Annotated in this window: 14 protein-coding genes and 1 tRNA gene; 10 read left to right on the forward strand and 5 right to left on the reverse strand. The window is 59.7% G+C overall.

The window, feature by feature from the left end; genetic code table 11:
* Positions 1-63: 63 nt before the first annotated feature.
* Positions 64-2,301: an HNH endonuclease signature motif containing protein gene (locus tag ACX80D_RS05130; protein ID WP_459321565.1), complete on the forward strand. Its 2,238-nt coding sequence runs from the start codon at positions 64-66 to the stop codon at positions 2,299-2,301.
* A gap of 86 nt (positions 2,302-2,387) precedes the next feature.
* Here ACX80D_RS05130 and ACX80D_RS05135 read toward each other — a convergent pair whose 3' ends face one another.
* The 3 genes from ACX80D_RS05135 to ACX80D_RS05145 all read right to left on the reverse strand — a co-directional run bounded on the left by ACX80D_RS05135 (position 2,388) and on the right by ACX80D_RS05145 (position 6,269).
* Complete coding sequence (locus tag ACX80D_RS05135; RefSeq protein WP_459321566.1) at positions 2,388-3,671, reverse strand: dicarboxylate/amino acid:cation symporter; 1,284 nt, start codon at positions 3,669-3,671, stop codon at positions 2,388-2,390.
* Between the two features lie 129 nt (positions 3,672-3,800).
* Positions 3,801-5,504 carry a DUF6297 family protein gene (locus ACX80D_RS05140; RefSeq protein WP_459321567.1) on the reverse strand — a complete coding sequence of 568 codons (1,704 nt, stop codon included), beginning with the start codon at positions 5,502-5,504 and terminating at the stop codon, positions 3,801-3,803.
* Positions 5,505-5,507: 3 nt separating this feature from the next.
* Complete coding sequence (locus tag ACX80D_RS05145) at positions 5,508-6,269, reverse strand: ABC transporter ATP-binding protein (protein ID WP_459321568.1); 762 nt, start codon at positions 6,267-6,269, stop codon at positions 5,508-5,510.
* A 159-nt stretch (positions 6,270-6,428) separates the two neighbouring features.
* Between ACX80D_RS05145 and ACX80D_RS05150 the strand changes: the two genes are divergently transcribed.
* The 9 genes from ACX80D_RS05150 (at position 6,429) to ACX80D_RS05190 (ending at position 14,479) form a co-directional block, all read left to right on the forward strand.
* Positions 6,429-7,310, forward strand: a complete 882-nt coding sequence (locus ACX80D_RS05150; protein WP_459321569.1) for a ParA family protein — start codon at positions 6,429-6,431, stop codon at positions 7,308-7,310.
* Between the two features lies 1 nt (position 7,311).
* Positions 7,312-8,280, forward strand: coding sequence for a segregation and condensation protein A (locus ACX80D_RS05155; RefSeq protein WP_459321570.1), 969 nt, complete (start codon positions 7,312-7,314; stop codon positions 8,278-8,280).
* Entirely contained in the window at positions 8,273-8,923 is a 651-nt protein-coding gene (gene scpB / locus ACX80D_RS05160; protein WP_459321571.1) for an SMC-Scp complex subunit ScpB, read from the forward strand. Before ACX80D_RS05155 ends, scpB begins: the two co-directional genes overlap by 8 nt.
* Positions 8,924-8,959: 36 nt before the next feature.
* Positions 8,960-10,147, forward strand: coding sequence for a pseudouridine synthase (locus tag ACX80D_RS05165; RefSeq protein WP_459321572.1), 1,188 nt, complete (start codon positions 8,960-8,962; stop codon positions 10,145-10,147).
* Between the two features lie 7 nt (positions 10,148-10,154).
* Positions 10,155-11,258 (forward strand): prephenate dehydrogenase, encoded by a 1,104-nt coding sequence (locus ACX80D_RS05170; protein ID WP_459321573.1) that lies wholly within the window; start codon positions 10,155-10,157, stop codon positions 11,256-11,258.
* Positions 11,255-11,974 (forward strand): (d)CMP kinase, encoded by a 720-nt coding sequence (cmk, locus tag ACX80D_RS05175; RefSeq protein WP_459321574.1) that lies wholly within the window; start codon positions 11,255-11,257, stop codon positions 11,972-11,974. Before ACX80D_RS05170 ends, cmk begins: the two co-directional genes overlap by 4 nt.
* Positions 11,971-12,693 carry a lysophospholipid acyltransferase family protein gene (locus ACX80D_RS05180; RefSeq protein ID WP_459321575.1) on the forward strand — a complete coding sequence of 241 codons (723 nt, stop codon included), beginning with the start codon at positions 11,971-11,973 and terminating at the stop codon, positions 12,691-12,693. The genes cmk and ACX80D_RS05180 overlap by 4 nt, the downstream gene beginning before the upstream one ends.
* A complete protein-coding gene (der, locus tag ACX80D_RS05185; protein WP_459321576.1) occupies positions 12,690-14,246 on the forward strand; it encodes a ribosome biogenesis GTPase Der in 1,557 nt (518 codons plus the stop codon). The genes ACX80D_RS05180 and der overlap by 4 nt, the downstream gene beginning before the upstream one ends.
* A gap of 159 nt (positions 14,247-14,405) precedes the next feature.
* A tRNA-Pro gene (locus ACX80D_RS05190) sits at positions 14,406-14,479 on the forward strand.
* Positions 14,480-14,701: 222 nt separating this feature from the next.
* Here ACX80D_RS05190 and ACX80D_RS05195 read toward each other — a convergent pair.
* Together ACX80D_RS05195 and ACX80D_RS05200 are read right to left on the reverse strand one after the other, a co-directional pair.
* Entirely contained in the window at positions 14,702-16,141 is a 1,440-nt protein-coding gene (locus ACX80D_RS05195) for a flavin-containing monooxygenase (RefSeq protein WP_459321577.1), read from the reverse strand.
* Positions 16,141-16,755 (reverse strand): TetR/AcrR family transcriptional regulator, encoded by a 615-nt coding sequence (locus tag ACX80D_RS05200; RefSeq protein WP_459321578.1) that lies wholly within the window; start codon positions 16,753-16,755, stop codon positions 16,141-16,143. Before ACX80D_RS05200 ends, ACX80D_RS05195 begins: the two co-directional genes overlap by 1 nt.
* Positions 16,756-16,771 lie beyond the last annotated feature (16 nt).

Below are 16,771 nucleotides of genomic sequence, written 5' to 3' on the forward strand. Positions count from 1 at the left end.
TTTATTAGAATATTATTTCGTATAAGTATTGCAGGTTGATTACGGTGAGCGTAAACTTGATGTATGAGTACGCGGGAGAAGGTCCCCGGAGGTCCGGGCGATTTCGCCACACAGGATGTGGTGGCACTTCTCGCGTCTATTGCCTTTCCCTTAATTGAACCCTTTGGGTCTGACACTGAGGTGTTGGCTGGATTGCCCGCCCGGACTCCTTATCCTGTTCCGAATCCTGAGCCGGCTTCCCGGCTCAGTGTTGCTCGGAGTGTCATTGATTCCAGTCAGCAGGGTCTGCGCCTTATGAAGTGGATAGAGGATAATTCGGCGGCGTGTAAGGCGTCGCTGGTGGATCGGATGATGGGGGCGGTAGCGGTGGAATCCGCGGCTACGGAATTGGATAGCTGCCAGAGTCGGGTGGCTGAGAAGGGGCATATCGCCGATATCGCTGCTTCCTTGGGGATTGCTGAATCAAGCGCATCGCGGTTGGTGGTCCAGGCACAATACTTGCAGGAGTACCCGGCAACCCGGGAAGCTCTGATGGCGGGGAAACTGTCGTGGCGGCATGTATGCACCATTCTGGATGAGTTCGGCACGTTGAATGAGACGGCCGGGGTTAGTGAACAGATTCGAGCAGAATTTGAGGCGCAATTGTTGTTACTGGCGGTCAATACCACTCCGGGGAGGTTTGCCTCGAAGGCGCGGCGGGCGCGGGAACTGTTGTTCCCCGAGTCTTGTGAAGTGCGGACCAAGCAGGCTTTTCGAGGACGGTCCTTGAGTGTAGATCCCGGTAAGGATGGGATGTCGTGGGTGACGTTGCACGTTCCCACCATTGCCGCGAACGCGATCATGGTGCACTGCACCCGCGCGGCGCGGGCCATCAAGGCGGCAGCAGCGGAAGCCCATCGGGCGGCTGCCGCGGCTGGGACCGGTGAAGATTGCCGGGAGCCTCGGACCATGGATCAACTGAGGGCTGATATTGCCGCGATACTCCTCATGGGCCAAGAACTCCCGAGCACCGCGAATTATGCACCATCCCCAACGACTAACGGCCAGGGCGGCAAGAACGGCGCCAATGGGTTCGGTCAACGCAGCAGTAACAGCACTAGCTATGGCAAAGGCAACAACGGAGGATCTTGGCGCACCGGCAGTGGTAGTGCGTTCTTCCCTGACAAGCCTCCGGCCACGAGCGGAACATGTTCGGCCGAGGGCATCTTTGGCGATTCCTCCCATGGGGACGAAACTATGGTTCCTTTTGGGGAGAGCTCAGCGTTCGGGGTGACTTTGCTTGATGAGACAGCTCCGTGGGACAGGCAACGTAACGCTCAACCGGATCCACCTGTCAGCGCGGATGCCAGCCCTGTGCCCGATCCTAAATCGGCGGATGTGCCCGCTAATGGCCCAGAAGCTGCCCAAGATGGTGGGATTGTCGGGGTGCTGGTTGGTGATGGGTCGGGCTTTGTCGAGGGTGTGGTCGATGGGGTCATAGAAGACCCTCAGGAGCTCTACGTCCAGGAGCTGGCGGGGCTGGCACAGCATCCATTGGTGACGAATCCACCCATGCCCAAGGCGTTGGTGTTGTTGAAAGTTCCACTGTTGGGGTTGTTGGGGATTACAGATGAACCTGCTGAGTTGGTCGATCGGGATGCTGGGCCCGTTCCGGAAAATATTGCTCGACGCTTGTTGGCTGGCTCGCCAACGTTCTTGCGGGTGTTCACTGATCCGGTGACCGGGGAGACGCTGCCGCTGAGCCCAGATCGCTACACACTTCGGGACACCGAACGGTCCGTGTTGCAGGCGCTAGCTGGCGGCTGCTACTTCCCGAATTGCACTGAACCGGTGATGGAAACGGATATGGACCATGTGCAGAGTTTTGAATACGGCGGGAAGACTGACTTCACTAATCTCAGGCCAGCGTGTAAACGTCATCACGGTTTCAAACACTTCAAGGATGACAAAGACCGTCATGGACGGTATCGCCGATGGGATGAGCCGTTGCGGACCACCATCCGCCTCCGTGGTTGGACCCCTCGACTCAAGGCTGATGGCAGGGTCGGTTGGACGTCGCCCTCAGGGAAATACCACAAACCAGAATATACCCAACCCCAATGGCCTGCCTATCCCAAATGGCTGAAGAAATGCATCGCCAAGTCACTGGCACCCGGCAAGACACCCGGCCTGACGTCAGACAAGACACCCGGCCTGAGGGGCAAGGGGGTCACCTCTGAAAATCCGGACAGTCCCGACCTTTCTAGCACCCTTGGCAGCCCTGACGTTCCTTGCAGTCCCGACGCTCCGAACAGCACCTGAGTAGTGCTTAAAAGCAGCCGGCCGGTAAGAGGAAAACTTTGTGGTTCTCCTCTTACCGGCCGGCTAATCGCTGCCCAGTGGCGTTGTTACTGAGCCAGAGTGTGCGTCGCAGCTTCGCTGCCCGGTGCGGCTACAACATTCTCATCGCTGGGATCCTGAGCTTGCGTGCCGAGGTGGCCACGGGTGAGTTTGTTCATGATCAGTGCCAAGGCGCCGTCACCGGTTACGTTGGTGGCTGTACCGAAGCTGTCCAGGGCGATGTAAGCCGCGAACATGAGTCCAACCTCAATTTCGCCAAAGCCGAGCATCTGAACGAGCAGACCGGCGGCTGCGGCAATAGCGCCACCGGGAACGCCAGGGGCGGCAATCATCATGACGCCGAGCATCAAGATGAAGGGGAAGTAGGCGCCGAAGGAGATATCGCCGCCGGTGAGCAGCAAGACTGCAATGGAGAAACAGGTGATCTTCACCATTGAACCGGACAAGTGAATGGTTGCGCATAGTGGAATCACGAATCCGGCGACTGAATCTGAGACGCCGTTCTTCTTCGTTGAAGCAAGGGTTACCGGAATAGTCGCAGCAGATGAAGAGGTTCCCAGTGCGGTGAAGTACGCGTCGCGCATGTTCCATAGTGCCTTGAACGGGTTCAGGCCGTTCATGGCGCCAGCAATCGAGTACTGGGCGATCAGAACAACGAACGTCAGGGCGAAGGAGACAACTGCTACCAGCAAGAACTTTGTGACGACAGTGATAGCTGATCCGCTGGCAGAGAGGTCCATGAAGATACCGAAGATGAACAGCGGCAGAGCCGGCACGATGATGCGGCGAATCACGGATTCAATAATGGTGCGGAACTCAATAGCACCGCGGAAGAGCACCTTGGACTTGAATGCGGTCAGACCAATGCCGATCACAAACGCGAGCACTAGGGCGCTCATGACGCCAATCACTGGCGGAAGCACAATTTCAGTAGCAGAATCTCCGGCACTGCTGACCACCGTCAAGAAAGGGGTGAAACCGGAACCGGAGTCGGCACCAATCGCTTCGAGTCCACCGCCGGACAAAGAAGCAGTGAAGAGCCACCGGCTCACAAAGTATGCCAGCAAACCAGCGAGGATGGTGGAACCATAGGCGATCAGAGCTGTGACCCCGAGCCACTTACCTGCACCCTTACCCAATTCGGCGATTGCGGGCATGACCAGGCCCAAAATAATGAGCGGCACAATGAAGCTCAGGAAGCCAGAGAAGATCGAGTTATAGGTCAGGAACAACCCGCCAAGCCAGGTTGGCATGAGGGGACCGGTAAGGATACCCAAAATAATGGCTATAACAATCCAGCCAAGTAGTGGGATCGATTTCAGCAGCTTCATGGTGGTCCTCTATTTGTCTGGAGCGGTGCCGCGCGACGCTGCGTGACACTCTGGCGGCGCTAGGAACGCCTCAGCAATTGTAAACGGTGTGGGAGCGGACACATAAACGAGGCCCCTCTTCGTGCGCTACTACTTGCTGGCGACTGCAGGGGGGATGCCGAATAAGCCACCGTCCTTGGCGGATTTTGGCTTCCGCACATGGGTGCCCCACAAGAAAGCCAGCCATGTCAGTGTCAGCTGAACCGGGAAGGCAATGGAGGGCACTCCGCCTGAGATCAGACAGATGAGCACCGGCAACAGCACAATCAGGCTCAGGTCCGGGCCAACGATGAACGCTCTAATGGCTCCAGTAGGGATGGGTCCGGCAGGGCCTGCCACGGCGGGCATATTCCAGTCCGGCGCGGCCCGGAAACCAGCGCGCAATGTGGCGGCGCCAAGTCCCGGACCAGCAAAAATGGCAAGAATCAGCAAGGGAGCTGAGCCAACACCCAAGGCGAGCAAGAGTCCAAAACAGACCGGTGCCCACAGTGTCATGACCACGGCGGGAACCACATAATGCACTCGGCGGACCGTTGTTGCTGGCAGCGGCATGAGCGTATCTACTGCCGGGTTGCCATTGGCAAACCGTGCAGTGGCACCCAAAGCAGTGACGGCGAAATGGGCGCAAAAGTATAGGACCACGGCGATCAAAATGGCATTGCCGAGGAACTCCACCGATGCCAATGATGCGGGTACGGCGGCGAGCACCAGCACCCGCAGCAGCGTGCTGGGCGAGCGTAGCGCCATGGTGGCATGCGTGCTGGCCAGTGTTTTGATGCTGCGGGCGTGGACAGTGCCTTTCTTGAAAATCATGGGTAGCTTGACCCTGCTGGTCCCCGCTGAGGGCCCAGTGCTCAGCGAACGGGAGAGCTCGGTAGCATCCATGGACAGCAATGAGCTGGCCGCATAAGCGCCAGCGGCCGCACTTTTCTTGAGTGCTGCTGTGGTGATGCGTTCAAGGTTTGCATAGACCAGCGCAAGGAGCCCCAGTGCAAGAGCCACGATCAGCAGGGGCCACGTGGCGCCGTCGGCCACTAAGAGGGGCCACGTGGCGCCGTCGGCCACTAAGAGGGGCCAGCTCGTGGGAAGGAATTTCAGCCAAGAGGTTTGCGCGGCGGTGATAGCGCTGGATCCGGCCACGTTGTTGTACAGGGCCGTCGCCACCAAGCTCAATGGGGCAAGGAAAGTGATGGCCCCCATAATCTTTTTCAGCCACGCACCGGATCCCGTGATCTGGCACCACGAGGCAATGCCGTACAGCAGCCAGGCCAAGCCAGCGCCGCACAGCACGGCCAGCGCTAAGTTCCCGGGGGTGGGGTTCGCCGCCATACCCAGCGACAGTGGCAGAACTACTAACACGGCCGCGAGGGTTGGCCAGAGGATCGATTTCAAGAACCCGGGCTGGATGAAACCTTTGCGGCGCACTGGTAGTCCCAGCCACCAGGCGGTTTGCGGCAGCGTCATGGCAACTGGCCCCATGGTCATTTCTGTGGCTAGGAGTGCCGCGGCCAGCGTCAGTAGTACCGTCGTGCTGGCCTGCAGCAGTGTTACCGAGTGGAAACCTGGCGCAACGGCAGAGGCCAAGAGCGCCGACTCATCACCAACACCCAAACTATGGCGCAAGGCCATGATGAGGGCCCCGGCCATAGTCAGCAATGTTAATGCCCCAAGAATGGAGGTGTACACCTCGGAGATGAGTTCCATGAGCCCGCCCTGAGTGCGGCTAAGCCCGGCCTTGAAGGTGTACTGGCGGATTTGTTTGGCGCTGAAGCGCTCGCTTGTAGTGATGGCCATGACTCAGCCCGCGTGCGGGTTTTCGGAAGCGATCGCCGCTGCGGCTTGCGTCGGTGTCATGGCGTGGGTGGTATCAGCGATGAAAACGGCCTTGGTGGCCACCGTCATGAGGAAATCGGGATCATGGGTCACCACCAGAAGTGACAGACCGGCGTCAACTTCAGCACGCAAGCGGGCGGCAAGTTTGTGTCGCATGGCCGTGTCAAGACGCTGTTCTGGCTCGTCCAACACCAGCAGCGAGCGGGGCCGCACAAAGGCTGCGGCCAATAGCATCCGGCGCCGTTGTCCCGAGGAGAGGTTGTACGGCCGCGAGCTTGCTTGTTCTTTCAAGCCGAAGAATTCCAGTTCAGCGCTAATGATCTCTTCCACGTCATCAACGCCGTGCCCGGCGCAGACAATCGCTAGGTGCTCTTCCACCGTTAACGAAGGGAAGAAAGCGTCATCATCGAAAACAACAGCGACTTCGCGTCGAAAATCCAGTGTTCGGTCATCCACTACAGAGCTGTTGATCAAGGTTGTGCCGGAGACGGCCTCCAGTTGGCCCACCACTGTCTTTACTACCGTAGATTTGCCGGCGCCGTTGGGCCCCACAAGAGCCAAGGCCTGAGCTGAATGGAGGCTGAAGCTGACAACACCACAGACGGCCTTGCCGCCGTAACCGGCCTGCATTTTCTCGACGCGCACTACCTCTTTGCGGTGGGCTGGTTGCGAAGCGGCTGGTGGCCCGGCGGGGGTGTTGTTGGTGGGATTGGTTCTTTTGCTCATCACCTTCGAAGTATAGGCGCGTAACAACATTCAACTTCAGCTTGAGAGTCAAGGCTCAAAACCCATCGGGGCCAAATGTTCAAAACATGCCCCCAGCACCCGGTAACGTAGAGGGTGGCAGTGGTGAGTTAAATTAGCGGCGAAAGTGTGGACTGACAGGTGAGCAACGAGCAGGGTGCAACGGCACTTGCCGGCGAAGACGTACTGGGCCCTACGGGGCGTCCCGTGACGGAATTCCCCGAGCCTCCAGCCCTTTCCTCCCACGGCCCCGCACGCATTATCGCCATGGTGAATCAAAAAGGTGGCGTCGGCAAGACCACTTCCACCATCAACCTAGGTGCTGCGCTGGCAGAAGCCGGGCGCAAGGTGCTGCTGGTGGACTTTGATCCGCAGGGTGCTCTCTCCGCTGGTTTCGGTACCAATCCTCACGAGCTGGACGTCACCGTGTACAACGTGCTGATGGACCGCAAGGTGGATATACGTGATGCCATCATCCACACCGATGTTGAGAACATTGACATTCTTCCCGCAAACATTGACCTCTCGGCAGCCGAAGTTCAGCTCGTCAACGAGGTAGCTCGCGAGCAGGTACTGGCCAGTGCGCTGCGCAAGGTGGAGGACGACTATGACGTTGTCCTCATCGACTGCCAGCCGTCCTTGGGCTTGCTGACCGTCAACGCATTGACCGCAGCCCACGGCGTGATCATTCCGCTGATCTGCGAATTCTTTGCCCTGCGAGCCGTGGCACTCTTGGTGGAGACCATCGATAAGGTGCAGGACCGTTTGAACCCGGGTCTGCAGGTCGACGGCGTGCTGGCCACCATGTATGACGCCCGCACCCTGCACGGTCGTGAAGTCCTAGCCCGCCTAGTAGAAGCCTTTGGTGACAAGGTTTTCGAAACCGTCATCAAGCGCACCATCAAGTTCGCCGACGCCTCAGTGGCCGCTGTACCCATTACCTCTTACGCGAGCAACCATCAGGGCGCCGAGTCATACCGCAGGCTGGCCAAAGAATTGATCGCCCGAGGCGGCTCGCCCTAACTTGATCTCACCACAGAACGTCGCGGGGATCGCGGCAGAAATACCACCGGAAGCAGCCCCGGGCAAGACTCGTTTCGAAGTCCGCCTAGAAAACTTCACGGGACCTTTTGACCTGCTTTTGGGACTAATTTCCAAACATGAGATGGACATCACTGATGTGGCAATTGCCACTGTCACGGATGAATTCATCAGCTATTTGAAGGCTCTTCAGGACCTCGGCCAGGACTGGGCATTGGATGAAGCCAGCGAATTTCTCGTTCTGGCTGCCACCCTGCTGGACCTCAAAGCAGCCCGGCTTTTGCCAGCGGGTGAGGTGGAGAACGACGACGACCTGGCTCTTCTTGAGGCCCGTGACCTCTTGTTCGCACGGCTTTTGCAATACAAGGCCTTCAAAGAAGTGGCTACCCTTATGGGTGCCGAATTGGAGCGAGAAGCCCGGCGCTTCCCCCGCCAAGTTGGGCTCGAGCCACAGTTCGCAGCGCTCCTACCTGAGCTGGTGTGGCGTCACACGCCCCAACAATTTGCCGACTTGGCTGCTCGTGCCATGGAAACAAAGGAACCGCCAAGCACAGTGGTGGGTCTAACTCACTTACATGTGACATCTGTCAGTGTCATGGATCAGGCAGCGATTATCACCGCCATGCTCACTGCGGGCATGCCTAAATCCAGTGATCCTGCCGCGGTGGACTGGGTCGGAGCGCCTTTGACGTTCGCCGCGCTGAGTGCCGATGCGGATTCCTCCATGATGGTTATTGCCAGGTTCTTAGCGCTACTGGAACTCTTCCGGGATCAGCTGGTCACCTTTGATCAGCCGAATCCACTGGGGGAGTTGCTGGTGCAGTGGAGTGCCGGTGTGGGCTCTGCTGGTGCTGGTGCTGGTGTGAGTGATTTTGATGATGAGCTCCCCGAAGAGAGCAACGGGACGCCCACCAAGGATCCCGCTGCTGAAAGTGAGGTCAGTCATGTCTGAGGAACCCACAGTGCCTGTAGATCCCGTGCTCGAGCAATCTCTGAGTGATGCCTCCGAGTTGACGGAATCTCGCGACAGTGTCCGCGCAGCCCTGGAAGCTGTGCTGATGGTGGTGGATGAGCCCGTTTCGGAGGAGCAGCTGGCTTCCGTAGTGGGATTGCCTGCCGCTACCATACGTGAGCTATTACACGAACTCGCAAGGGAGTACGACGGTTATACTGGACAGGGTGACACCGTACCGGTTCGCGGCTTTGAACTCCGGCATCTTGCTGGTGGTTGGCGTATTTACTCACGTCCCGCTTACTCCGAGATCGTGTCCCAGTTTGTTGTGGACGGCCAAACGGCCCGGCTCACGCAGGCAGCCTTGGAGACATTGGCGGTGATTGCTTACCGCCAACCGGTCTCCCGAGCCCGTGTCTCCGCCATTCGTGGCGTGAACGTGGACTCGGTTGTCAGGACGCTTGCGCAGCGCGGGTTGATTGAGGAAGTGGGCACCGATCCGGTGTCCGGGGCTTTCCTGTACCGCACCACGGCGTACTTTTTAGAACGGCTTGGGATGGGGAGCGTGGACGAGTTGCCGCAAATTGCACCGCACCTGCCCGGTCTGGAAAACCTTCAGGATTTCGATGATTCACACTTTTAGCATGACCACAACACTTAGCACTTTAAGGATTACATAATGACACCGTCACCCCGCTCCGGGAATTCTTCCGGACAGAACCAGCCGCGTGGAGGCAAGCCCCGTTTTGGTGCACCTAAGTCCGGCGGTTTCAAATCCGGCGCACCCAAGTCCGGCGGTTACAAGTCTGAGGGCAACAGGTCTGAAGGCTACATGTCCGGCTCCAAGTCAGGCTCGAATGACAACCAGCTGAAGCCGGGCGCCTTGCGCGCCGCAGGCTATAACGCTGATAGGGCAGCCAATGCTGCCAACGCAGGCGGCTACAAGTCCGGTGCCCCCAAGTTGGGCGGCCCCAAGGCTGGTGCCAAAAAGCCTGGTGCTCGCAAGCCCAGCCAGACCGGTGCCCGCCCGTTCAAGAACGAGCAGTACGGCCGCACGGTGGGACCGTCGAAGAACCGCCCCACGGAGCAGAATCGTCGCCCGTCACGCACCACAGATGACATTGATATTCACAATGCCGAGGGCGTTCGCCTGCAGAAGGTCATGGCAATGGCAGGGGTGGCATCTCGCCGCCTGTGCGAAGACATGATCCTTGAAGGTCGCGTTCAGGTTGACGGCGTCACAGTTAACCAGCTGGGCCTGCGCGTCGACGCTGCCTTGGTGGAAATCGCTGTGGATGGCATGACCATCCAGACCAACGATTCCTTGGTCTACATGGTCTTCAACAAGCCCAAGGGCGTTGTTTCCACCATGGATGACCCCGAAGGCCGACCCTGCATCAGTGACTTCCTGAAGAAGCGCCAGACCGCAGAGCGTCTCTTCCACGTTGGCCGGTTGGATACCGGAACTGAGGGCCTACTGCTCTTGACCAACGACGGCGAACTTGCCAACCGCTTGACCCACCCCAAGTACGAGATCCCCAAGACCTACCTGGTTCAGGTCAAGGGCCCTATGGCTCATGGCGTTGGCGCCCAGCTCAAGGACGGCGTGGAGCTTGAGGATGGCTGGCAGAAGGTTGACTCCTTCCGCTTGGTTGACTCCACTCCGGGCCACGTCTTGGCCGAGGTTGTTCTGCACTCCGGTAAGAACCGCATTGTCCGCCGTATGTTCGACGCCGTCGGTTACCCGGTGGAGCGTCTGGTGCGTGTGAAATTCGGACCGATCGCACTGGGCGATCAGCGTCAAGGCAGCGTCCGCGTCTTGGGCCGCCATGAGATTGGCTTCCTCCTTTCCGACGTGGGGATGTAATTAACGCATGAATCCTTCGCACTTGAGCGGAGCCGTGCTGGTCCTTGGCAGCGGGCTGCTAGGGGCCAGTATTGGTTTGGGGCTGCGGGCCCGCGGCATTGACGTGGTCTTGAGTGACCCCTCGCCGTCGGCCCAGGCTGTGGCTGTGGACATTGGTGCCGGGCGCGCCCTTGACCCTGCTGAAAACCTGAGTCCACAGCTGGTTGTTGTGGCCGCGCCTCCTGATGTCACCGCCCACGTTGTGGCGGGTGCGCTCTCAAAGTACCCCTCCGCCGTCGTGGTTGACATTGCCAGTGTGAAGGGTGCTGTGCTGGCCGAACTCCAAGCCATGGAGGCTCTGGAACCGGCAATGCTAGAACGGTACGTTGGCACGCACCCCATGGCCGGGCGCGAACGCTCAGGACCGGTTGCGGCTCGCGGCGAGCTGTTCAACTCGATGCCGTGGGTGCTGTGCCCGTCGGAGGTGAGCAGCGCGGGGGCCATCAAGGTGGCGCATTCGTTGGCCATTGATCTGGATGCGGTGGTGTTCCGGTTTACCCCTGAGGAGCACGACGGCGCCGTCGCTCTCGTTTCGCATCTGCCGCAGGTCATGGCGTCTTTGGTGGCAAGTAGGTTGGCGGAAACACCGCAGCACGCCTTGTCTCTTGCGGGCAATGGCTTGCGTGACGTGACCCGGATCGCCGCCAGTGACCCTGCCTTGTGGGTTCAGATTCTTGGCGCCAACGCCCCCAAGGTGTTGGAGATCATGCAGGGTGTGCGGACCGATTTGGACCGACTGATCAACACACTTAGCGCGCCCACGGCGCCCGGGGCGCGATTGGACTTGGCTCAGCTCATCTCCGAAGGTAACGCGGGGCAGAGCCGGATTCCCGGCAAACACGGTGGGCCGCCCCAGCAGTACTCCTGGCTGACAGTTTTGGTCGATGACAAGCCGGGCCAGATTGCCAAGCTACTGACCGAAATCGGTGAGATCGGGGTCAACCTCGAAGATTTGCGGCTGGACCATTCGGCCGGTCTGCAAGTTGGCATGGTGGAGATTTCAGTGCTCCCGGCACGCAGGGTGGCTCTGGTGGATGAATTGACGGCACGCGGTTGGAAGGTAATTCAATGAGCAACACAGATGTAACGGTGCAGCAGATTCGCATCGGCAAGCCCTTGGTGATTGCTGTTGACGGACCCTCCGGTTCGGGCAAGTCAAGTGTCAGCAAGGCCGTCGCTCAGCGTTTGGGCTTGGCGTTCTTGGACACCGGCGCCATGTACCGCAGCGTGGCCTGGCACTGCTTGAACGCGCGTATCAGCTTCGAAGACGCCGGTGCCGTTGAAGCGGCTGCGAACACCATCGCGATGGAACAGAGCATGCTTCCGGACACCGAATTTTTCAAAGTCAACGGCATCAACGTCACCGACGCTATCCGCGAGCCAAAGATCTCCTCTTCGGTCAGCGCTGTGGCTATCAACTTGGGTGCTCGCGCAGCATTGGTGCGCCGCCAACAGGACCTCATCGCCGAACACGGGCACCGCATTGTGGTGGAAGGGCGGGACATCACCACAGTGGTGGCCCCCCAGGCCGAGGTGCGCCTGATTCTGACGGCCAGCGAGGAAGCTCGTCTGCGCCGTAGGGGCCTGCAGCTCGGTGGCACACAGACGGCCGAGCAACTTCAAGAGCAGGTCTTGGCACGGGATGCGAAGGATTCAACCGTGGTTGATTTCCAGCGTGCCGCTGACGGTGTCTTCACGGTTGACTCCTCGGAACTAGATTTCGAAGAGACCATCCAAGCTGTCATCGCCGTGGTCCGCCAAGCAGTCAACGCCGGTCCCGCTGCATGAGCCGCGGCGAGACGCCGCTGCGGGTATTGACCGAACCGCCGCCGCGGTGGAAAACTTTGTGGAGTCGCCCGGTGGGGCGCTTCGTGGACCACGTGGTGTACAAAACCAAAGTTCAAGGACGGGAGAACATTCCCGTATCCGGGCCTGTAGTCTTTGCCGCAAACCACATGAGCTATCTTGACGGACCGGTCATGGTGGGTGCCAGCAGCAGATACATGCACGTTTTGGTCCGGCATAACATGTTTAAGGGTTTCCTTGGTGCGGTGTTGTACGCGTCGGGGCAGATCCCCGTGAACCGCAGTGGCGACCGGGCAGCCTTGCAGCACGCCAAAGCCGTCTTGGACCGCGGCGATTGTATTGGGATACTGCCAGAAGGCACCCGGGGGACCGGAGACGCCGCCAGTATGAACAACGGGGTGGCATGGCTAGCTCTTAACTCAGCTGCCGCCGTCGTACCTGTTGCAGTCTTGGGAACACGACACAGCGGGGAACATCGCGATAAAATTCCAGCACCACGGCGCACACTGCACGTAGTGTTTGGGGAACCATTGACAATCACGCGTGAACCCGGAGTTTCCGGCCGTGTTTCAATGGACAGAGCAACCGAACAAATCCGCCTGCGGCTGGCGGCACACATTGCCGCATCGCAAGCCGCAACAGGGCAGGATTTGCCTGCGGATGATCACCTATCTTCAAAGCATAAAGGACAGCAACCATGAGCGACCCCAAGTCATCCGCACCCTACGGTGACGGTGAGTTTGGTCACCCGGAATTTATACCCACGGGTACCGACCAAATCGCCGAGAAGTTGGCGGCCATCTCTGACGAGGACGCTGACGCCCGCGCGGCTGGCCTGCTCGCTGGCCTGGCAAGCTACGAACTCGACGAAGCAGACGCCGCTCTGCTTTCAGGAGAGTTCGACGGCGGCGAGAGCTACGACCCCTACCGCCAGAACCCGGTGCTGGCCATTGTTGGACGCCCCAACGTGGGCAAGTCCACCCTGGTTAACCGCATCTTGGGCCGCCGTGAGGCAGTTGTTGAGGACACCCCCGGGGTAACCCGTGACCGTGTTCAGTACGACGCCACCTGGAATGGCCGCAACTTCACATTGGTAGACACCGGTGGTTGGGAACGCGATGCTCGCGGCCTGGACCTGCGTGTTGCCGAGCAGGCTGAAATTGCCGTGGAAATGGCTGACGCCGTGCTCCTGGTGGTTGACGCGATTGTGGGCATCACCGCCTCCGATGAGGCCATTGTGCGGATGCTGCGCAAGTCCAAGAAGCCGGTCATCTTGGTCGGTAACAAGATTGATGACCTGGTCCAGGAAGCCGACAACGCCATGTTGTGGGGCCTTGGCTTGGGCGAACCGCTCCCCGTTTCGGCCGTGCACGGCCGCGGTGTCGCCGACATGCTTGACCATGTCATGGACACCCTCCCTGAGTTCTCCGCCGTCGCCGGCCTTGAGCGTTCCGGTGGCCCGCGCCGCGTAGCCATGATTGGCCGCCCCAATGTGGGCAAGTCCTCGCTGTTGAACAAGCTGGCCGGTTCCGAGCGCGTAGTGGTTGACAACGTTGCCGGCACCACGCGTGACCCTGTCGATGAAATGATTGAGCTCGGCGGGCGCACCTGGCGCTTCGTGGACACCGCTGGTATCCGCCGCCGCGTCCACATGCAGCAAGGTGCTGACTTCTACGCGTCATTGCGTACCCAGACAGCCTTGGAAAAGGCTGAAGTTGCTGTGGTGCTCTTGGCTGTTGATGAAATCCTCAGCGAGCAGGATGTACGCATCTTGCAGCTGGCCATTGAATCAGGCCGCGCCCTGGTGCTGGCGTTCAACAAGTGGGACTTGATGGACGACGAGCGTCGCAAGTACCTGGAACGCGAAATTGACCAGGATCTGGCGCACGTCGCCTGGGCGCCGCGCGTGAACATCTCGGCCAAGACCGGCTGGCACAAGGACAAGCTGGTGCCCGCACTGGACCTGGCCTTGGAAAACTGGGACCGCCGCATCCCCACGGGACGCTTGAACGCGTTCTTGGGTGAACTGGTCTCCGAACACCCGCACCCCGTGCGTGGTGGCAAGCAGCCCCGCATCCTCTTCGGCACTCAGGCTTCCAGCCGCCCGCCGAAGTTCGTACTGTTCACCACCGGCTTCTTGGACGCAGGCTACCGCCGCTTCATTACCCGCCGCCTGCGTGAAACGTTCGGCTTCGAGGGAACTCCTATCGAAGTCAGCATGCGCGTGCGCGAAAAGCGCAGCAAAAAGAAGTAAAAAGCAGTAAAAGACTGTGAGTTCCCCGGCCGGATTTCATGCCGGCCGGGGAGTGAGATGCCAATCACAGGCAAAGTGGTTAGAGTGCCTCAAAATATGGGGTAAACTTTTTCCCGATGGTTCAGCCACGGAGGATAATTTTTCCTGGCAGATACCAATCGGGCTGTAGCGCAGCTTGGTAGCGCACTTGACTGGGGGTCAAGGGGTCGCAGGTTCAAATCCTGTCAGCCCGACCGATACAAAAACCGTTCAAACCCTGAGGGAACTCAGAGTTTGAACGGTTTTTTGTTGCCCCAAGGATTTGAGACGGCAGTAGATGCGAATTCTCGAGTTGAAACAGCAGCTTATGCGGCAAAAGTGGGCTGAACGTCGCATCAGCTGCAGTCTGGATTCTCTGACAGGCTGGAATCTAGGACAGTCTTCTCATCTCGCTCAGCGAAAGTCGGGTCAGCCGCTCAGCGAAATAAGAACTCCGCCGGTTCGAGCACACGGGTGTGCTTCACGTAGCTCGTGGTGCCGCCGGGCCAGTTCGAGGTGATGCGCCCCGTCCCCGGGTCCCGGTACCAGCTATTGCAGCGCACCCAAGCGGAGGTGGACAGTTCGCCCTGCACCGCATCATCCCAAGCCTGTTCCGCGGACACGGTCGCCTCGAGGGTTTTCGCCCCGGCTGCCACCATGTAATCCACGCTTTGGCGCATGTGAGAAGCCTGGGCCTCCAGCATTCGGAGGATGGAGCTGCCGCCCAGGTTCGTGTTGGGGCCGTAGGACAGCAGCAGGTTCGGGAATCCTGGGACGTAGATTCCTAGATGCGCTCGTGCTCCCTTGGACCAACGCTCGTGCAAGTCCACCCCGTCCGTACCTGTGATGCGCAGGCCGCGCAGGAAGCTCTGCGCGTCGAATCCGGTCGCGTAGACAATGGCACCTGCGTGACGGAATCCGCCGTCGAGGGTTTCAATGCCGTCAGGCCGGATGCGGGCGATGCCCTCGGTGACAAGGTCTACATTCTCTCGGCACAGTGCTGGGTAAAAGTTGTTTGAGAATAGGATGCGCCGGCACCCGATGGGGTAATTGGGGGTGAGGGCTGCGCGCAGTTCAGGATCGCGGACCTGGCGCCGCAAGTGGAATCGCGTCACGGCCCGGCTCACGCGGGCGGCAAGAGAGCCGTCTTTCATGGCCCGGGAGAATTGTTCTCCCAGCCACTGGAAGAATGGGCGTTCGGCTCGTGCGGCGAACGGCCGGTACCAGCGAGGATAGCGGCCGTCGGGCTTGGGCCAAATGTAGTTGGGCGTTCGCTGATAGAGCATGACCCGTTCTGCGCTGGTGGCGAGCTGCGGCACCAGCTGCACGGCCGTCGCTGCGGCTCCGATGACCGCCACCCGCTGTCCCGTGAGCTCGCGCTGTCCAGCAAGGTCAAGGTTCGCGGGCCATTGCGCCGTATGGAAAGCAGGTCCCAGAAAGCTAGCAGCTCCCGGAATTGCCGGGATAAGGGGGTTGGATAGTTGACCCACGGCACTGACCAGAACATCAACTTCCTCGTGAGAGCCGTCAGCGAAGGATACCGACCATGCGCCGCCGCTCCACTGCGCGCCGCGCACCTCGGCGCTAAAGCGTGTACGGGTGGTAACGCCTTCTCGCTGGGCAACAGTGCGTAGGTAGGACAAGATATCAGGTTGTTCGGCATAGCGTCGCGGCCACTGCGTTGATGGAGCGAAGGAGAAGGAGTAGAACGGCGAGGGGACATCGCACGCGGCACCGGGGTAAATATTGTCACGCCAGACGCCGCCCATTGCGGTGGAGCGTTCCCAGAGACGCACATCGGAATAACCGTGCCGGAGGAATTCGGCAGCGACCGCAATTGCACCAAAACCGGAACCGATGATTCCAATGCGTGGCATCAGTTCACCCGCACGGCGCGCAAGACCGCCGCTGTGCTGAGATCCAACACCTCATCGCGAGTCAGGGACTTTCGCTGCAACCACTCTCGGCAAAGCGCTTTCGTGAAAGCTGCCACCGGGCGAAGCCGCGGACGCAACCCGGCATCGTCGGGAAGTCCCAGTGCATCGAGCATGAAGCGGGCGGCACGGTCATCGGCTGCGTCAACGAGTGCCTGTACATCGTTCTCGGGGTTCTCGGGGTTCTCGGTGTGGTCGGGGTTACTGAGGTTCCACTGCTGCGCACCGGAAGTATTGACCCAGCTCTGGCCGTACGCCTGCGCGCCATCAAGGATCCATGACATGGTCAGCGTGGCTCGCTCGGTGATGGGCCGCCCTTCGAGGTCGGGAAGCTGTTCCAGTGGTAGCCGTGTAGAGCGGGTCATGACCGCGAGAAAGAGCTCGCGTTTGGAACCGAAGTAGTGGTGCAGCAAACCCCGGGCGACGCCGGCCGCGGCGGCCAATTCTTCAAGGGAGACATCGTCGTACCGGCGTTCGCGGTAGAGCTTGCTGGCGGCATCAAGTATTTGTTGACGCCGTGCATCCGGGCTCAGTCGAGTCCTCGGGGTGTGGTCCATAGCGTCAGTCTGATTG

It is taken from the genome of Arthrobacter sp. Sr24 (genome assembly GCF_054511175.1).

What these genes read in the sequence shown, in the direction of transcription:
- der (WP_459321576.1), top strand. Translation starts at nt 12,690, where the DNA reads ATGAGCGACCCCAAGTCATCCGCACCCTACGGTGACGGTGAGTTTGGT.
- ACX80D_RS05180 (WP_459321575.1), top strand. Translation starts at nt 11,971, where the DNA reads ATGAGCCGCGGCGAGACGCCGCTGCGGGTATTGACCGAACCGCCGCCG.
- ACX80D_RS05165 (WP_459321572.1), top strand. Translation starts at nt 8,960, where the DNA reads ATGACACCGTCACCCCGCTCCGGGAATTCTTCCGGACAGAACCAGCCG.
- ACX80D_RS05200 (WP_459321578.1), bottom strand. Translation starts at nt 16,755, where the DNA reads ATGGACCACACCCCGAGGACTCGACTGAGCCCGGATGCACGGCGTCAA.
- cmk (WP_459321574.1), top strand. Translation starts at nt 11,255, where the DNA reads ATGAGCAACACAGATGTAACGGTGCAGCAGATTCGCATCGGCAAGCCC.
- ACX80D_RS05145 (WP_459321568.1), bottom strand. Translation starts at nt 6,269, where the DNA reads ATGAGCAAAAGAACCAATCCCACCAACAACACCCCCGCCGGGCCACCA.
- ACX80D_RS05195 (WP_459321577.1), bottom strand. Translation starts at nt 16,141, where the DNA reads ATGCCACGCATTGGAATCATCGGTTCCGGTTTTGGTGCAATTGCGGTC.
- ACX80D_RS05140 (WP_459321567.1), bottom strand. Translation starts at nt 5,504, where the DNA reads ATGGCCATCACTACAAGCGAGCGCTTCAGCGCCAAACAAATCCGCCAG.
- ACX80D_RS05130 (WP_459321565.1), top strand. Translation starts at nt 64, where the DNA reads ATGAGTACGCGGGAGAAGGTCCCCGGAGGTCCGGGCGATTTCGCCACA.
- scpB (WP_459321571.1), top strand. Translation starts at nt 8,273, where the DNA reads ATGTCTGAGGAACCCACAGTGCCTGTAGATCCCGTGCTCGAGCAATCT.
- ACX80D_RS05135 (WP_459321566.1), bottom strand. Translation starts at nt 3,671, where the DNA reads ATGAAGCTGCTGAAATCGATCCCACTACTTGGCTGGATTGTTATAGCC.
- ACX80D_RS05170 (WP_459321573.1), top strand. Translation starts at nt 10,155, where the DNA reads ATGAATCCTTCGCACTTGAGCGGAGCCGTGCTGGTCCTTGGCAGCGGG.